Origin of the sequence: Petrimonas sulfuriphila, from assembly GCA_038561985.1 — a bacterium.
Classification (GTDB): Bacteria; Bacteroidota; Bacteroidia; order Bacteroidales; family Dysgonomonadaceae; genus Petrimonas; species Petrimonas sulfuriphila.
In genome coordinates, this window is the sequence record CP073276.1 from 1,025,913 (window position 1) to 1,042,874 (window position 16,962).

The window sequence follows — 16,962 nt, forward strand, 5'->3', positions numbered from 1 at the left end:
TTTATTTTCATGTTGTTTTTCTTACCTTCTTTCTCGCAGATTACTGTAAACGTACAGAACAAAACCCTGCGTCAGGCCTTGAAAGAAATTGAGAAAGTAAGCAATTACCGGTTCTTCTACAACGAATCACTGGCCATCCTGGATAAAAACAGTTCTATCCAGCTAACGAACTCCAGTATCGATAAAGCCATGCAAACCTTGCTGGCCGGTACAGATGTTGCGTATGAAAAAAACAACAACATTGTTGTTTTGGTTGATAAGGGGACTGTGGGTCTGCAACCGGGAGAAACTCAACAGGATAAAGTAACGGTACGGGGCCGTGTACTTGATGAAGCCGGGGTTCCCATAATAGGGGCAAACGTGATAGAAGAAGGAATAGCCGGAAACGGTACGGTCACCGATTACAACGGTAATTTCATATTGACTGTTTCGTCAAAAGCAAAAATCAAGATCACCTACCTCGGATACGGAGACGTTGTATTGAATACAGCTGGAGGCACCTCCTTCAATGTTGTTATGCAGGAAGACACACGGACTCTTAACGAGGTGGTTGTCACCGCACTGGGCATAAAAAGAGAAGAAAAAGCTTTGGGGTACTCGGTACAGGCAGTGGAAGGCGATGGGCTACAAACCGTAAAAGGGGTGGATATGGGTACCTCCCTGACTGGAAAAATTGCAGGACTGCTGGTGCGAAACAGCACGGAATTTTCGGATGCTCCTTCTATCCAAATCCGCGGAGAAGACCCGCTGCTGGTCATTGATGGAGTTCCATACGCCAACATGACCTTACGGGATGTTCCTTCTGACGATATAGAGAGCATTAGTGTATTGAAAGGAGCTACAGCCTCGGCTCTTTACGGATACCGGGGAGGGAGTGGAGCCATCATGGTAACCACAAAAAAAGGGCTCGCCAACAAAGGGCTATCCGTTTCGGTAAACTCGGGGACCATGTTCTCTGCCGGATACTTGGCCATTCCTGAACTGCAATCAGATTTTGGACGTGTCGTTAGAAAAAATGCCGACGGAGCCCTCGAATATGTTCGTTCCGGAGACGGATCCTGGGGTGTACCACTGGACGGCCGGGAAATAATTCAGTGGGATCCAATAAGCAAAATGATGAAGCCCATGCCCTATTTACCTGTTGGAAAAGATAATTTTCAAAATTTCCTGGAACAAGGCTATATTTTAAACAATAACGTTAATCTGGCCCAGCAAGGAGAATTCGGAAGTTTCCGGACATCGCTCACATGGGTGAACAACAAAGGACAATACCCCAACTCTACGTTCGACAAATTAACCTTCAGCCTTGGAGGAGACATGAAAATCGATAAGTTCCTCCTTACAGCGTCGATGGCATACAATAAACAAGCATCCCCCAACAAGGGGTTCAGCGGTTATACCGGTTATGACCCGATGTACAACCTGTTAATCTGGTCAGCTCCCGATTACGACATCAGGGACTATAAAGATTACTGGTTAATCAAAAACGAAGTCCAAAATAGCAGTTATACCTCAACCAACAACAATCCCTACTTCGACAGATACGAAAGAACGCACAGCATCAACCGCGATATCTTTAACGGATCGGTATCGTTGGATTATGATTTTACTTCGTGGTTGAAAGGAACTGTCAGAAGTGGATTTGACATTTACAGCGACAGGCAGGATATAACGGTTTCCAAAGGTTCGTTCCAGGGTGCAGGCAGTGCTACCGTTTTAGCCGGAGGAACACAGGTCTGGGGGGAATCGCAACGAGGTTCCTACAACATTGGCCTTGGCAGAGGGTACAGCCTGAACAACGACTTGCTGTTATCCGCCGACAAATCATTTGGAGATGTCCGCATGGAAAGTTTTATCGGAGGAACTATTTATTACACACAAAATGACGGGATGGAAGCACGCACACAAGGCGGACTCACCATACCGGCTTTCTATTCGCTAAAGGCATCCGTGAATCCGGCAGCCGTAAGCTCTGTGATGTATAAACAACAGGTCAACAGTTTATACGGACGGCTCGCCTTATCGTGGAAAAGCCTACTTTACGGAGAAGCAACGCTGCGTAACGACTGGAGCTCCACGCTTTCGGAAACGACCCGCTCCTATCTCTATCCTTCACTCTCGGGAAGCTTTATCGTTTCGGAATTGCTGCCCAAGTACAATTGGTTATCGCTATGGAAGTTGAGAGGTTCATGGACAGCGTCTAAAACCCCTGCCGATGTTTACAGCATAAATTCGGTGTATAACATCACCTCCAATGCTTGGGGAAATTTAAGTTCCGCAGCTTATCCTTCGGCAATCCGGGGTACCGACGTGCTGCCCGAATCTGCCTCCACTTTTGAAATAGGAACGGCAGTAAATGTCCTGAAAAACAGGGCATCCATCGATGTGGCTTTCTACCAGAAACGCATGTACGACTTTTTACGATGGGCACCCATCAGCCCTGCTTCGGGCTTTACATCCAACTACATCAATATCGATGAGGAGATAACAAGAAAAGGGGTTGAAGTTACCTTAAACGCTACTCCCGTAGTAACCCGGGACTGGCAATGGGATGTATCCTTGAACTGGTCAAAATATGCCCGTTACTATACGCAGCTGGATTCGGTTTATTCAACAGACAGGCCCTGGGTGAAAGTTGGCGAAAGAGCCGATCATTATGTTCTCAACGATTACCAGAAAGACCCGCAGGGCAACATTATCCACAATAACGGACTGCCACTTTATTCGAGTTACCAATCGCTGTTTGGATATTATGATCCGGACTGGTTGTGGGGTATCTCTTCCTCCCTGAAGTACAAAGATTTCACGTTCGGCATCTCACTGGACGGACGGGTAGGCGGTATCGCACAGACTACTACAGAAATGTATATGTGGAGAGCCGGATCCCATCCCCAATCAGTCGTAGCGGAACGCTTTCTCGACGCTAATCAACCCGGAACAAAAAATTACGTTGGACAGGGAGTTAAGGTTGTATCGGGGTCGGCAACATACGACACCTACGGCAACATAACAAGCGATAACAGGACGTATGCTCCAAACGATGTAGCCGTAACCTATCAAACTTACATCAACAACCTGCACAGGGGAACAGCGTGGGGAGGGTCACCCTCAACCCTGGATGCATATTCGACAACGTTCTTTAAAATCAGGGAGGTATCGCTTTCCTATACGCTTCCCAAGTCGGTGGTTGAAAAATTCAGGGCTAACAATGCTACCCTTTCGGCTGTAGGCCAGAACGTTTTCCTGTGGGCAAAACAATTCAAGTATTCCGATCCCGACGGAGGTTCGGACAATTTTAGCGATCCCTCCATCCGTTATTTGGGTTTCAACCTGAGGGTTGTTTTCTAAGCAGGTCATTTATATAAACAATTCCTTGTAAAGGAAGTATTGAACAAGCATGTAAATCAATTACAACTCAGGAAATGATAGAGGCAAGTTCTGTACAACTTTAAAGAAAAAAATAAAATATAATCGTATGAAAAAAAATTATTCCAACATAAGGAAATTCACGGTATTCGTCTTATCTGCTTTTACGTTATTGAGTTGCAATAACTTCGAGGAGATTAACACAAATCCCGACGACCCCACCAGCGTAAGCGCCTCATTGCTGGCTACCAACGTTATCCTTCGCGTGACTAAGTTTGCCGGAAGAGACGGAAAATCGCTCATCGCAGATAATGCACTGCCCAAATACGTCGGGTATGCCAATGAAGGCCAGATGGACCAGCAATACAACAAAATAGGAAGCAGCGATTTCGGTGGAATGACCATTCTCCCGAATATTGAAAAGATGATTGAATACGCGGAAGGCAGCGTCATGGAAGACTCATACAGGGGCTTGGGAGCGTATGCGAAGGCGTACACTTTTTTCCGGCTTACGATGGAAATGGGCGACATACCCTACAGTGAAGCCGGGAAAGGGGCGCAGGGAGTGTATAAAGTGAAATACGATACGCAGGAATCGGTCTTAAAAGGTATCTTGGACGAACTGCAAGCTGCTGACCAATATTTTGCGAAGGGCAGAACCTTCGAAGGAGATCCTACACCCTACAAAGGTGACCCGGTGAAATGGAGAAAAGCGGTAAATTCTTTCGCACTAAAAGTACTGATGACCATAGGCAAGAAAGAATCCGTAGGAGGTATAAACGTAAAATCACGATTTGCCGAAATAGTATCGGCCGGAAACATACTTGATGGTTCTACCGGATTTCTCGGACTGGAATACTCATCGCAAAACAAACATCCGCTTTCCGGTACAAACGATTTATTTACCAGCAGAACGGTCATCAGCTCCCTGTTGATCGATAACCTGAAAAAGCTGAACGACCGCCGCATCTATTATTTTGCAGAGCCGGCAGGCGCACAAATTGCTGCTGGAAAAACAAAATCTGACCTCGAAGCGTACGTTGGAGTAGATGTAGAGATTGAATACGCCGTTATGAATTCAGGTCACAGCAATAACCTGTACTCATTGCTGAACAAAAGGTACTTACAGGAAGAGGCAACAGAGCCGTTGCGGATTGTGAGCCACGCAGAACAGCAGCTCATTCTGGCTGAAGCCGTCCTGAAAGGATGGATTTCCGGTGATGCGAAAAGCTATTATGAATCGGGTGTAAAATCTGCCTTGGCGGATGTTATGAAAGTGAACAAGAACTATGCACAGGACATGCCGATAGATCAGGCTTACATTGACGGTTACTTTACCGGGGAAGCTGCGTTTAAAACCACCCTCCAGGAGCAATTACAGCAAATCTGGATGCAACGTTACATCTTGCAGTTTATGCAGGATGCCGAAACAAGCTTCTTCGAATACAGGAGGAATGGATACCCTGTTTTTCCGATAAATGCCGCCACCAGCCTAAACGAGAACAACAAGAACGGTCTTCCAATGCGGTGGTTGTACCCCGGATCTGAAACCACCTACAACAGGGAAAACCTGATTGAGGCGTTAAACCGTCAGTACGACGGATACGATGAAATCAATAAGATCATGTGGATTTTAAAATAACATTCAATCAGATGACCAACAAAACGATTCTACTTATTTTTCTTTCCGGAATATTTTTCTTCGCCTGCCAAAGCAGCAAACAAGAAAAGCAGCCTGAACAGTTTGAAACAATTAGCACTCAAACCGGAAATTGGCAACTTATATGGAACGATGAGTTCGATTATAACGGATTGCCCGACTCCGCGAAATGGAGTTACGATACTGACGGTAATACCTGGGGATGGGGCAACAACGAAGCACAACATTACACGGCAAACGACACTGCCAACGCACACGTAAAAGACGGGCTGCTGACCATCACCGCGAAAATCGATAGTGCAGGAGGTAAAAGATATACTTCTGCCAGACTGATAACCAAGGGCAAGGGCGATTGGCTTTACGGCAGATTCGAAATAAAAGCAAAGCTTCCAACAGGATTGGGTACCTGGCCAGCCATCTGGATGCTACCTACCGACTGGGAATATGGCGGATGGCCGGATAGTGGAGAGATTGACATTATGGAAAACGTCGGCTACGATCCGGATACCATAGTAGGGTCAGCTCACACTAAAAGTTACAACCATGTGCTTGGAACGCATAAAAATGGCAAGATTTATGTCCCTGACTCCTATACAGGATTCCATGTATATACCCTCGAATGGGAAGAAAAAGAATACCGTGTGTACGTGGATGACCAGCATTATTTTACATTCGTAAATGAGGGTACCAGTTTTGCCGAATGGCCTTTCGACAAAAGGTTTCACCTCCTGCTGAACCTGGCTGTTGGTGGAAACTGGGGCGGACAAAAGGGTATTGATGATTCACTTTTTCCACATCACTTTTATATTGATTACGTAAGGGTTTATCAAAAGGCAGAGTAAAAGCCACTGAATTATCGCATTTAAGAAAAGAGCGGGAGACTTACAACGTTTATCCCGCTCTTCCTTTTTCAGTAAGATATAAAATTGTTACATTTTTGTTAAGTTTTTGATTTCAAGCACAAATTGCTTTTGATTTTTAAATTACAACGAAAATCTTTCGCTAATTTTGTGTCACAATATAAGGAACAACTGGTGTTTTGCTTCAACAAGTGGACAAAATAAAATTTTTATGGATCCCATTTACCTAATTATCGTAATCATATTGCTGGGTCTGGCAGTACTCGATTTAAGTGTCGGCGTAGCCAACGATGCCGTCAATTTTCTCAACTCAAGTATCGGTTCAAAAGTTGCTCCCTTGTGGGTGATCCTCACGGTAGCATCCGTTGGAGTGATGCTCGGGACCTTATTTTCGAGCGGAATGATGGAAATTGCCCGAAGCGGGGTCTTTCATCCGGAAATGTTTTCGTTTCCCAACATAATGGTGCTGTTCCTTGCCGTTATGCTTACGGATGTTATCCTTCTCGATGTTTTCAACTCGCTGGGACTACCGACCTCTACGACGGTTTCTTTGGTATTCGAGTTGCTGGGATCAGCTGTGGCGGTAGCGATTTTCAGTATCTGGCAGGCGAATGCGGGCGACCTGATTGAATACATCAATACCGGCAAGGCGTTAGCCATTATTTCCGGTATTTTTGTTTCTGTAGCCGTTGCATTCATCGTGGGTAGTTCGGTAATGTATATTACCCGGATTATCTTCTCTTTTAAATACAGAAAGACGTTTAGATTTTTCGGAGCGCTCTGGTGCGGATTTGCCCTGACAGCCATGACCTACTTTATCGTTTTCAAGGGGTTAAAGAACAGTCCGATTGTGGCCACAGATTTCCTTTATTTAGTAGAATCCAACATGCTTAGGTCCCTGTTGGTTACTTTTGCCGGCTGGTCCATACTTATGGCATTGTTGCAGTTCTTGTTCCGGGTTAACATCTTGAAAATAATCGTACTGACAGGAACCATGGCGTTAGCGCTTGCTTTTGCCAGTAACGACCTGGTCAACTTCATCGGCGTACCTCTTGCCGGATTGGATGCATTCAAAAATGCAAGCGCCACGCTGGCTTCCGGCGGTTCAATCGATACGTTATACATGGATGCCCTGAACGGACCGGTAAAAGCAGACATAAGAATGCTTCTCGCAGCAGGTATCGTGATGGTTTTGGCCTTGTGGTTCTCAAAAAAAGCAAAAACAGTAACGGAGACCGAAGTGAATCTGGCACGTCAGGGTAGCGGACTGGAAAGGTTTTCGTCCACTCCTTTATCAAGATCGATTGTCCGTTGGGGAGTAGATACCAATCGTTTTTTCAACAAATGGACAACGCCTTCTTTCCGGGAAAAACTCAACAGTCGGTTTATTATTCCCGAACAGATAGAAGAACAGGGAGTCTCTTTCGACTTGATTCGGGCTTCTGTAAATTTAACCATTGCAGCCTTGCTGATCTCTCTCGGTACCTCCCTGAAGCTACCCCTGTCTACCACTTACGTGACTTTCATGGTAGCGATGGGTACTTCGCTCGCAGACAGGGCATGGGGGCGCGAAAGTGCGGTGTACAGGATTACCGGCGTACTAACGGTGATCGGTGGGTGGTTTATCACGGCCATCGTAGCATTCACCGTTGCTATGGTGGTGGCCATGTTCCTGGCCTGGGGCGGGAAAATTGCCATCTTTATCGCATTGGCCCTGGTTGGTTTTATATTGTTCAAATCTTCCAAGTTTCACCAAAAAAGGAAACTGGCTGAAAAAGCAAATGCCACATTGATTGAGGATGAAAGTGGGATAGTGAAAACTTCAACGACCGAAGTAAGGGAGGTCATCGGGAAAATGCTGGATATTTATCACCAAAACGTGAAGGGGTTGACCAGGGAAAGCCGTTCCTTGTTGAGGGAGATTGCTTCCAAGGCGGATGAGTTATACCTGAACTACAAGAATAAAAGGACGTACGAAGTTGTGCCAACAATCCAGTCCATTACATTGAAAGAGTTGGACATAGAGCAGGAATATGTTCAGATTGTGGACTACACGTATGAAATAACCAAGGCGTTACGGGTAATTACTTCCGACAGTTCACTCTATATCGAGAACAACCACAAAGGATTTAACAACGAGCAGGAAGAGGACCTGGAAGACTTGAGTAAAAAGGTGACCAACATGTACAAAACCTATATTGGCATGATGGAGAAAAGCGATTACTCCGGTTTTGCCACGATAACAAACATCCGGGACGAAATTATAGAACAATGTGCCAAGCTTACCAAAAAGCAGATACGAAGGGTAAAAGATAAAGAATGCAGCACAAGAAACAGTATCTTGTTTATGAACATCCTCAATGAGACCAAGACAATTGTCCTTCAGTCGGTTAACCTGATGAAGTCGCAACGCAACATGATACTGACCGTTAAAAAGCTAACTGACGAAGAAACCAAAAAGAAGAATTAACTCCCCCGCTGTCGCATGGCTTCAAACGTGAGCACGGCAGTAGAGACCGAGACATTCAGCGAATCAATTTTCCCCCGCATCGGGATTTTGATTCGCTTTGCGGCAGTCTTTAGCCAGAAATCGGTTAACCCTTCGGCTTCAGTGCCCATCACGATCGCGGAGGGTGTCCGGAAATCAATGTTCTGGTAAAACTCGGCAGCTTGTAATTCGGCGGCATACGGTGTGATGTTGTTGTTTTTCAGCCACTCCGCCGCATCTCCTGATGAACAGACAGCCGTCTGTACCGTAAATATTCCACCCACGCTGGAACGAACCACATTGGGATTGTATAAATCGGTCTGGGGATCACACACAACGACAGCGTCCACAGCTGCGGCGTCGGCGGTGCGGAGAATCGCTCCCAGGTTCCCAGGTTTTTCCACCGCTTCCAAAACAATTACAAACGGATTTCCAGAGAGTTTTATGTATTCAAGTGTATGTAGCTTGGGTTTTGCAATCGCCACAACGCCGTCAGAGTTTTCCCGGTAGGCAATCTTGCCAAAAACCTCCGGTGAAATATCCAAAACATTTTTCTCCTCCATGCTGTCTAAAACACCGGGATACTTGGTTTTTTCAAACATTTCCCAACAAACGTATACCGATTCAACGATATAATCGCTTTGTAAAGCCAGTGACAACTCCCGGGCACCCTCAATTACAAAAAGCTGCTGCTCTTTGCGTTCCCTGCTTTTTGCAAGTTTTACAATGTTTTTTACCGACGGATTTTGAAGGCTTGTAATAAGCATATAACTTTATTATTTTCCCTCTTCCTTGTTCAGAAGAAGCGTATCGACAGCTTTTTTAAGCTGGCTCTTGGGTGCTGCACCCAATACCCCTTGCGGTGTTCCGGTCATAGGAACATAAAGTATTGTGGGGATACTCTGAATACCAAATGCGCGGGCAAGTTCAGTTTCTTCATCTACATTCACCTTATAAACATAGATCTCCTCTCCATATTCGGCGGCAAGTTCTTCTAAAACAGGAGCAATTTGCCGGCAAGGGCCGCACCACGCGGCCCAGAAATCGATAATGGCAGGCTTGTCTCCTTTATACTTCCATTCCTTTTCGTTGTTGTAGTCAAAAACCTTTTCCGTAAAACTCGTCGTGTTCAACGCGATGGGTTTCACTGTTTTTTTAACCTGTGGTTCTGCTGCCCATGCGGAAAGAACCAATGCAAAAACCGCCACTATTACCGTTAATTTTCTCATTTTTATTGATTGTATATACCTGTGATTTATAAAATGTTTCCTATAAACGCCTTCATACGGACAAAAGTTTATCGAAAACGTTTAATCTGTCCCTGAAGTTTAAAACTCCATTCGATCTTTATACGATATGCTTCCTGGGCGCATGATCCCGAATTCTTTCGCGCCCACACTATCCATCCTTAATTTCCAGATCTTCACGTTATTTACCGCCGGGACTGAATAGGTAAACTTTTTATCGACATACTGTCGCATAATGATATGGAGTGCTTTTTCTTTTTCGGCAAAATCATCCTCGAATTCTACCTCACCTTCGCAGATAACACTTCCCGCCTTCATCCGGTAACTACATGCCACATCGGGATGCTGGCGGATAAGTTCGGGGTCGGAGCAGAAGGTGACACAAATCCGCGGATTTTTCTCCATAGTACGGATGGAACGACCCTCCTGTGCAGAATGCAGGTAGATAACGCCATCTTCATAACCGAAATTCATCGGCAACACATACGGACGTCCTTCTTCGTCTGCCATACCTACAAAACATACCTTGCACGAACGGATAACGGTTTCAATACGTTCCCGCTCTTCTATTGAAAATGTTTTCATGCTCTTTCACAATTCTTTCTCAGAAGTAGAGGGCCCGTCTACACTAAGGACACCCTTTTCATCCATTTTTAATTCATCGATAAAAACAACACGCTCTTCTCCCGTTTTACGGGTTCGTCCATGATAAACGGTATACATCTTCTCACTACCTTTCAAACGAAACATCATGTTATGCCCGGTTCCGGTTACATTGCCGCCACCGTCCCTGTTTTTTTCAAGTATCGGGTTATTTCCGGCTTTTACAAACGGACCCAGGGGATTGTCGGAAACGGCATATCCCACAGCATAATTTTGCCCACCAAAAAAGTTGGCAGAGTACATCATGTAGATTTTTCCACCGTGCTCAAAAGCGAACGAGCCTTCTGTCCAACGCCGGTTTACCTCACCATTCGTAACAGAACGGCTTTCCCATTCCGTTTGCAGGTCACTCATTTTAGAAGGTGGCTGCAAAAGCAAGACCGGTTCACCGATTACGGATGTGAAGTCGTTGGATATCTCCACGCCATACACCCAACTTTCTTCAATTTCATCAAACAGGTTTTGTGAGCGTGCCCATTCCGCCACTTCACTTTCGACAGGGTTTTTGTAACAGCAACGTGAATAGTAAAGGTATGTTTTTCCCTTATGCTTCAAGATATTGGCATCGATAATGGGATAACCGGGATCGAAAAGCGGCTTATCGGACAGCTCCTTGAACGGCCCTGTCGGTTTATCGGCTACTGCCACCCCAATACGGAAATTCTCCGACTCATTTGTGGGATTTACCTTCCAGTCAGCGCTGAAAAACATGTAGTATTTGCCGTCTATTTCATACACCTCAGGCGCCCAATAATTTTTCAAAGTCCACGATTCTGGAGTGTCTCCCGAATAAACTTGTCCTTCGTACTGCCAATCCGCCAAATTGTTAGAACTGTACGCGCCAAAACCTTTTTCCACCCCACCCGTTCCGTACATATAATATTTTCCGTCGGAAGCCGAAAGAATAAATGGATCGCCAAGAGCAACCGGCAAGGGATTAATATACCTGACTGGCCCTGATGACTTATTATCCGGTGCAATACATCCGGAAAAAATAAGAACAAATAAAATGACCGTCAGCAAATTTTGAAGAATCGTTTTAACCTGAAATTGTTTATGCATATTTTTCGACATCCATTCTTTTTTTTAATTCGACAGCTTTCTCTCCCGACACGAACACCGAGGGTAATTTAGGATGTAGCTGGAGTTTGTAGCCGGCGGCGTTACTCTCAACCCAGGTAATTTTATTTTTATTTATAATAAACTCATCACGGCACCGGAAAAGTTGCTCGAAATGCGTATTTTCTGCTTCAAACTCCTCCAACGTAGCACTTATTGTTAACTCCTCCACGCTTCCGTTATTGGAAACATTGACCACTAGATAATCCCCTTTTGATTCTGCCGAAATAAACGTATTGATATCAATAGGTTTAATAAATCGTTGCAGGTTGATAAATTGAGGATCTGCCTCTGCAGGAGTTTCTTTTTTATCCAGCATTAAACTGATGTTCATTGCCGTCGCCTTCCTCAAGCGTTTTTTCATAAAATAAATATGCCGGATTAATTGCGCTGTCAGACACGGAAAGAAACCCACCGATACCACTACCCACAACATCCCCAGATAACCGTGTATATTTGGCGGGAAAACACCTCTGATATAATTGATCAACCAAATTGTTGAGGCAATGGTCATCATCTGATAAACACACATGAATAGTTCCTTACCTACTATCCATCTTTCGTTTGAAAAAAACCGTGGGAAGAATTTGAGCCAGACAAAATTGATCAGCATAGTGACGTAAGAACCTCCTGCATATAACGCTGCCGTGAGAAACGGATTATCCAGAATGTTCCTGTCTCCTAAATTAAAAGGCTGTAAAAAACTCAATACTAAAAAAACACCTGCAGCAATCACAGTACAGGTAGCGATGTAAACTTTAAAATTCGCATATCCCGGGTGAGGACGGCAAAACAGGGCTAAAATCCGGTTCATAAAACAAATAAGAATCAATATTCAAGTTGTAAAAATAATGAAAAAAAAGCACCTCTTTCCCTTTTCACCCTGAAATTTTATTTCTCATTGGAGAAATCTGCCCAAACTTCTTAAGACAGGCGACAAATAATAATAAAAGGGGAAAAACCGGCCGGCCTTTCCCCTTTTGTTATGTTACCTCAGAGAGTTTTTATTTCACCTTATCCACGATGGCCTTGAACGCTTCGGGATGATTCATCGCCAAATCGGCGAGCACTTTACGGTTGATATCTATTTCATTTTTGTGCAATGCTCCCATCAGACGGGAATAGGACATGCCATACTGACGTGCGGCGGCATTGATACGTTGAATCCAAAGTGCGCGGAAGTTACGCTTTTTATTCTTACGGTCACGATAGGCATAGGTCAACCCCTTTTCCCACGTGTTCTTGGCTACGGTCCACACATTTTTGCGTGCGCCGATATACCCTCTTGTTAATTTCAGAACTTTTTTTCTGCGGTTGCGTGATGCAACATGATTGACTGATCTTGGCATAATGTTACTTGTTTTTGAATGTCAGCGTTCCCCCGGGAGGGAATCTTTGGTGCATACATCCGGTTAATAAATCGTTAAGTTGGAAAGCTTCGGGCTTATTTCAATCCCAATAAGTGTTTTACGCTGTTCTCATCTACTTTGTGAACAAGTCCAGTCTGCGTAAGATTTCTCTTTTGCTTTTTGGTCTTTTTCGTTAAGATGTGACTTTTGTACGCATGCTTTCTCTTGATTTTTCCTGTTCCGGTAAGGGCGAACCTCTTTTTGGCACCGGAATTAGTCTTCATTTTTGGCATTTTGCTCTTGTTTTTTGTAAATTATTTAGTTTAGATAATCAACCCGATATTGCTCTTCCCCAAGGGGTCTCGCAATATCGCCGGTTGATGTTTATGTTGAGGCTTCCTCAGCCTTTTTCATCAAAAAGTGTGCAAAGATACAACATGTTTTTGAAAAATCGATGCGACTTTTCTTTTTTTATACTTTTATTCCGAAGGTTGTTCTTTTTTAGCAGATCCCTGCTTCTTGGGTGTCAGCATTATTATCATGCGTTTTCCTTCGAGCACCGGTAGCTGTTCTACACGGGCATAGTCCTCCAGATCGTTAGCAAAACGAAGCAGCAACACTTCTCCCTGCTCCTTGAACAGAATGGAGCGTCCTTTAAAAAATACGTAAGCCTTCACTTTAGCTCCTTCTTCGAGGAAACTTTTGGCGTGTTTCAGTTTAAAGTTGTAATCGTGATCATCGGTCTGTGGGCCGAAACGAATCTCCTTGACCACGATTTTAACCGCTTTTGCTTTTTGCTCTTTTTGTTTTTTCTTTTGTTGGTACAGAAATTTCTGATAATCAGTTATTCGGCAAACAGGCGGAACGGCAGTTGGCGAAATTTCCACAAGATCCAATTCTTTCTCTTCGGCAATCCGCAAGGCTTCTCTGGTGGGGTATATCCCCTGTTCTACATTATCGCCTACAAGGCGGACTTCGGGCACACGGATACGTTCGTTGATCCGATGTTGATCTTTTGTGTCTCTAAAGTTATTCCTCATTCGGATAGTATTATTCCTTTCTTTATAAATGTTAGTACTTTTTAGATTGTCGAAAACGAATTAAATATTTACCTGTGGATTCATCATTTCATCCACCTCCTGTTTTATTCTGTGTGCAAAAGTAGTTAATTTTTCTGAACCTTGATCAATTCCGCCTTGTTTTCTTACCGAAACTTCTTCATTTTCTGCCTCTTTCTCACCCACAATCAATAGATATGGGGTGCGTCTAAGCTCGTTGTCCCGGATTTTCCTGCCCACTTTTTCATTCCGGTCATCCACTTCAGCACGGATATCCTGCATCTTTAATGTTCGAGCGACAGAATAGGCGTAATCGTTAAATTTCTCGCTCACAGGAAGGATTACCACTTGAGTCGGCGTCAACCACAGTGGGAACTTTCCGGCAGTATGCTCAATAAGTACAGCCACAAAACGCTCCATGGAACCAAACGGCGCACGGTGAATCATTACCGGGCGATGTTTCTGGTTATCCGCTCCGGTATATTCCAGTTCAAACCTGTCTGGCAGGTTATAATCCACCTGAATGGTTCCTAATTGCCAGCGCCGGCCAAGGGCATCTTTCACCATAAAATCGAGTTTTGGCCCATAGAAGGCAGCCTCTCCGAGCTCCACCCGCGCTTTCATTCCTTTTTCTTCACAAGCTTCCAGGATAGCGCGTTCCGCTTTATCCCAATTCTCGTCTGTGCCAATATATTTTTCTTTGTTTTCGGGATCCCGCAAGGAGATCTGAGCTTCAAAATCCTTGAAATCCAACGCCTTGAAGATAATGAAAATAATGTCCATCACTTTCAGGAATTCGTCTTTTACCTGTTCGGGCATACAGAAAATGTGCGCGTCATCCTGTGTAAAGCCTCGAACCCGTGTGAGCCCGTGTAATTCACCGCTTTGCTCGTAGCGATACACCGTGCCGAATTCAGCAAGGCGAAGCGGTAAATCTTTGTAAGAACGCGGGAAAGCCTTGTATATCTCACAGTGATGCGGACAGTTCATCGGTTTTAGCAGAAACTCCTCATCTTCTTCGGGGGTACGAATGGGTTGAAACGAATCCTTACCGTATTTGGCATAGTGCCCCGATGTCACGTAGAGCTGTTTTCCCCCGATATGAGGCGTGATAACCTGTTCGTATTCGAATTGTTGTTGAATTTTTTTTAGAAATTCTTCCAGTTTCAACCGGAGTTGAGTTCCTTTGGGAAGCCATAACGGCAGTCCAGCTCCGACAACTTGAGAGAAGGTGAAAAGTTCAAGTTCTTTTCCGATTTTACGGTGATCACGTTTTTTAGCCTCTTCAATCATCTCAAGATACTCGTCCAGCATCTTTTTTTTCGGGAAAGTGATTCCGTACAGACGCGTCAGTTGCGGGCGCTTTTCATCGCCACGCCAATATGCTCCTGCTACGCTCAACACTTTTACTGACTTTATGTACGAGGTATTGGGTAAATGCGGGCCACGACATAAATCGGTAAAATCCCCCTGAGTATATGTGGTTATGGTTCCGTCTTCCAGTTCACTGATAAGTTCCACTTTGTAGTTCTCATTGCGGTCGGAGAACATTTTAATGGCATCAGCTTTCGATATATTTTTTCGCCTGATCTCTTCCTTGGCCGCGATAAGTTCCATCATTTTCTTTTCGATAGCGGGAAAATCAGATTCTTTAATGGATACGCCCTCTCCCGGATCAACATCGTAATAAAATCCGTTTTCGATGGCCGGCCCGATGCCGAATTTAATGCCTGGATAAAGTGCCTGCAGCGCTTCTGCCATCAAGTGCGCCGACGAGTGCCAATAAGCATGTTTACCTTCGGTATCCTCCCACTTGAGCAATTGAATGGCAGCATCTTCACTGATGGGTCGGGTTAGATCCCACGTTTCACCGTTTACGCTTGCCGCCAGGACTTCTTGGGCCAGTCGTGAACTAATACTCTCTGCAATTTGTAATCCTGTAATTCCTTCTTCGTATTCCCGAACCGAATTATCGGGAAATGTAATTTTTATCATAGCGTGTATATCGTTTTCTTCCAATTTTTTTTTCGAACTGCAAATGTAATGATTTTGTGGATTATAGCGTACTTATTTTTTTTTATTTTACGCTTATCGTTCGCCTTTCCTCACTGCTTCGAAATGACAACTCAATAATCCTCATTACGTTGCGGGCCTCCTCGGGTTTTACGGCAATCGCTGCTTTTCCCCAAATAGCATCGCGAAGATTCATGAAATACTCCCGGTAATCACCGTGCTCACTTTCTAGTTTTCCCTGAATTTTAATGCCTTTGTATTCCGCATTCACCGTACCCCAGATTTCCTCAGGTTCGCGCCCCCAGTTTTTTCCTTCGGGAATAGCTCCCCCGTCGAGGGTTGCCTCCTGCACATCCAATCCGTATTTCACAAACGAACCGTTCGTCCCGTGGATCATGTATGTCGGCCCCGGAATTTTACAAAGCATCCCCGATTTCAACGTAGCGGTAAAAGCAGGATAATGCAACCTCACGTCAAAATGATCATCGGCTTTTGCCCAGGGGCGTTGCGAATTTATTTCAGCAGTAACTGCCTCGGGCATCCCGAAAAACCAAAGAGCCTGATCGATAAGGTGCGCACCCAAGTCGTAAAAAATTCCCGACCCGGGAAGTGGTTTTTCCCTCCAAGCTCCGAAAGGACGGGGCTCCGGGCGATAACGGTCGAAGTGTGACGCGTAATCGCGCACTTCACCCAGTAATCCGCTGTCGAGCAATTTCCTTACCGTTTTGGTGTCGCTGGTAAAACGGCGATTGTGATAGACGGTTAGCACCTTGCCCTGTTTTTTCGCCAACTCGATTAATTCGTCGGCTTCGGCGACCGTCACGGTAAACGGCTTTTCCACCAGGACATGCTTACCCACAAGCAAAGCCGCCTTTGCCCAACGGAAATGGTCGGTATTGGGCGATGTCACGATAGCCAAATCGATATCGGGATCATCGATAATATCCTGCCCATCAGGAACAATAACCGTTGATGGATACCTCTTGTTGATCATACTGATACTGTCGGGCTTACGTGTACTGATTTTGGTGAGTTCGTAACCGTCCACTACATCTACAAACGGTGCGTGGAAAACTCTTCCGGATAGTCCGTATCCGATAATGCCTGTGCGAATGATAGTTGTCATGTTTGTCAGTTTA

The 16,962-nt window shown here is 44.8% G+C and carries 14 protein-coding genes; 4 read left to right on the top strand and 10 right to left on the bottom strand.

Features of this window, described 5'->3' with window-relative positions:
* Positions 1 to 9 precede the first annotated feature (9 nt).
* From KCV26_04150 to KCV26_04165, 4 genes are all read left to right on the top strand, one after another.
* Positions 10 to 3,348 (top strand): SusC/RagA family TonB-linked outer membrane protein, encoded by a 3,339-nt coding sequence (locus KCV26_04150; GenBank protein ID WZX38320.1) that lies wholly within the window; start codon positions 10 to 12, stop codon positions 3,346 to 3,348.
* A gap of 127 nt (positions 3,349 to 3,475) precedes the next feature.
* Positions 3,476 to 5,008 (top strand): SusD/RagB family nutrient-binding outer membrane lipoprotein, encoded by a 1,533-nt coding sequence (locus tag KCV26_04155; protein WZX37580.1) that lies wholly within the window; start codon positions 3,476 to 3,478, stop codon positions 5,006 to 5,008.
* Between the two features lie 11 nt (positions 5,009 to 5,019).
* Positions 5,020 to 5,868: a glycoside hydrolase family 16 protein gene (locus tag KCV26_04160; GenBank protein WZX37581.1), complete on the top strand. Its 849-nt coding sequence runs from the start codon at positions 5,020 to 5,022 to the stop codon at positions 5,866 to 5,868.
* 229 nt (positions 5,869 to 6,097) lie between these two features.
* Positions 6,098 to 8,356, top strand: coding sequence for an inorganic phosphate transporter (locus tag KCV26_04165; protein WZX37582.1), 2,259 nt, complete (start codon positions 6,098 to 6,100; stop codon positions 8,354 to 8,356).
* Here the strand turns inward: KCV26_04165 and KCV26_04170 are convergent.
* The 10 genes from KCV26_04170 to KCV26_04215 all read right to left on the bottom strand — a co-directional run bounded on the left by KCV26_04170 (position 8,353) and on the right by KCV26_04215 (position 16,949).
* A complete protein-coding gene (locus KCV26_04170; GenBank protein WZX37583.1) occupies positions 8,353 to 9,141 on the bottom strand; it encodes an RNA methyltransferase in 789 nt (262 codons plus the stop codon). The two genes, KCV26_04165 and KCV26_04170, sit on opposite strands and share 4 nt — an antisense overlap.
* A 9-nt stretch (positions 9,142 to 9,150) precedes the next feature.
* On the bottom strand, positions 9,151 to 9,603 hold the full coding sequence (gene trxA / locus KCV26_04175) for a thioredoxin (protein ID WZX37584.1): 453 nt from the start codon (positions 9,601 to 9,603) through the stop codon (positions 9,151 to 9,153).
* 99 nt (positions 9,604 to 9,702) lie between these two features.
* Entirely contained in the window at positions 9,703 to 10,206 is a 504-nt protein-coding gene (locus KCV26_04180) for a pyridoxamine 5'-phosphate oxidase family protein (protein ID WZX37585.1), read from the bottom strand.
* A 6-nt stretch (positions 10,207 to 10,212) separates the two neighbouring features.
* Positions 10,213 to 11,346: a glycoside hydrolase family 43 protein gene (locus KCV26_04185; protein ID WZX37586.1), complete on the bottom strand. Its 1,134-nt coding sequence runs from the start codon at positions 11,344 to 11,346 to the stop codon at positions 10,213 to 10,215.
* Positions 11,339 to 12,217: a LytTR family transcriptional regulator DNA-binding domain-containing protein gene (locus KCV26_04190; GenBank protein ID WZX37587.1), complete on the bottom strand. Its 879-nt coding sequence runs from the start codon at positions 12,215 to 12,217 to the stop codon at positions 11,339 to 11,341. Before KCV26_04190 ends, KCV26_04185 begins: the two co-directional genes overlap by 8 nt.
* A gap of 190 nt (positions 12,218 to 12,407) precedes the next feature.
* The gene (rplT, locus tag KCV26_04195) at positions 12,408 to 12,752 is read right to left on the bottom strand and encodes a 50S ribosomal protein L20 (GenBank protein WZX37588.1); all 345 of its coding nucleotides are present in this window, start codon (positions 12,750 to 12,752) and stop codon (positions 12,408 to 12,410) included.
* A 95-nt stretch (positions 12,753 to 12,847) separates the two neighbouring features.
* Positions 12,848 to 13,045, bottom strand: coding sequence for a 50S ribosomal protein L35 (gene rpmI, locus KCV26_04200; GenBank protein ID WZX37589.1), 198 nt, complete (start codon positions 13,043 to 13,045; stop codon positions 12,848 to 12,850).
* Positions 13,046 to 13,231: 186 nt separating this feature from the next.
* Complete coding sequence (infC, locus tag KCV26_04205; protein WZX37590.1) at positions 13,232 to 13,792, bottom strand: translation initiation factor IF-3; 561 nt, start codon at positions 13,790 to 13,792, stop codon at positions 13,232 to 13,234.
* A 60-nt stretch (positions 13,793 to 13,852) separates the two neighbouring features.
* Positions 13,853 to 15,805 carry a threonine--tRNA ligase gene (gene thrS, locus KCV26_04210; protein ID WZX37591.1) on the bottom strand — a complete coding sequence of 651 codons (1,953 nt, stop codon included), beginning with the start codon at positions 15,803 to 15,805 and terminating at the stop codon, positions 13,853 to 13,855.
* Between the two features lie 82 nt (positions 15,806 to 15,887).
* Positions 15,888 to 16,949, bottom strand: a complete 1,062-nt coding sequence (locus KCV26_04215; GenBank protein WZX37592.1) for an oxidoreductase — start codon at positions 16,947 to 16,949, stop codon at positions 15,888 to 15,890.
* Between the last annotated feature and the right edge of the window lie 13 nt (positions 16,950 to 16,962).

Bases quoted from the DNA above. Each gene is read 5' to 3' on its own strand.
- rpmI (WZX37589.1), bottom strand. From the start codon at position 13,045: ATGCCAAAAATGAAGACTAATTCCGGTGCCAAAAAGAGGTTCGCCCTT.
- trxA (WZX37584.1), bottom strand. From the start codon at position 9,603: ATGAGAAAATTAACGGTAATAGTGGCGGTTTTTGCATTGGTTCTTTCC.
- KCV26_04170 (WZX37583.1), bottom strand. From the start codon at position 9,141: ATGCTTATTACAAGCCTTCAAAATCCGTCGGTAAAAAACATTGTAAAA.
- KCV26_04215 (WZX37592.1), bottom strand. From the start codon at position 16,949: ATGACAACTATCATTCGCACAGGCATTATCGGATACGGACTATCCGGA.
- KCV26_04185 (WZX37586.1), bottom strand. From the start codon at position 11,346: ATGCATAAACAATTTCAGGTTAAAACGATTCTTCAAAATTTGCTGACG.
- KCV26_04150 (WZX38320.1), top strand. From the start codon at position 10: ATGTTGTTTTTCTTACCTTCTTTCTCGCAGATTACTGTAAACGTACAG.
- infC (WZX37590.1), bottom strand. From the start codon at position 13,792: ATGAGGAATAACTTTAGAGACACAAAAGATCAACATCGGATCAACGAA.
- KCV26_04165 (WZX37582.1), top strand. From the start codon at position 6,098: ATGGATCCCATTTACCTAATTATCGTAATCATATTGCTGGGTCTGGCA.
- KCV26_04180 (WZX37585.1), bottom strand. From the start codon at position 10,206: ATGAAAACATTTTCAATAGAAGAGCGGGAACGTATTGAAACCGTTATC.
- rplT (WZX37588.1), bottom strand. From the start codon at position 12,752: ATGCCAAGATCAGTCAATCATGTTGCATCACGCAACCGCAGAAAAAAA.
- KCV26_04160 (WZX37581.1), top strand. From the start codon at position 5,020: ATGACCAACAAAACGATTCTACTTATTTTTCTTTCCGGAATATTTTTC.
- KCV26_04155 (WZX37580.1), top strand. From the start codon at position 3,476: ATGAAAAAAAATTATTCCAACATAAGGAAATTCACGGTATTCGTCTTA.
- thrS (WZX37591.1), bottom strand. From the start codon at position 15,805: ATGATAAAAATTACATTTCCCGATAATTCGGTTCGGGAATACGAAGAA.
- KCV26_04190 (WZX37587.1), bottom strand. From the start codon at position 12,217: ATGAACCGGATTTTAGCCCTGTTTTGCCGTCCTCACCCGGGATATGCG.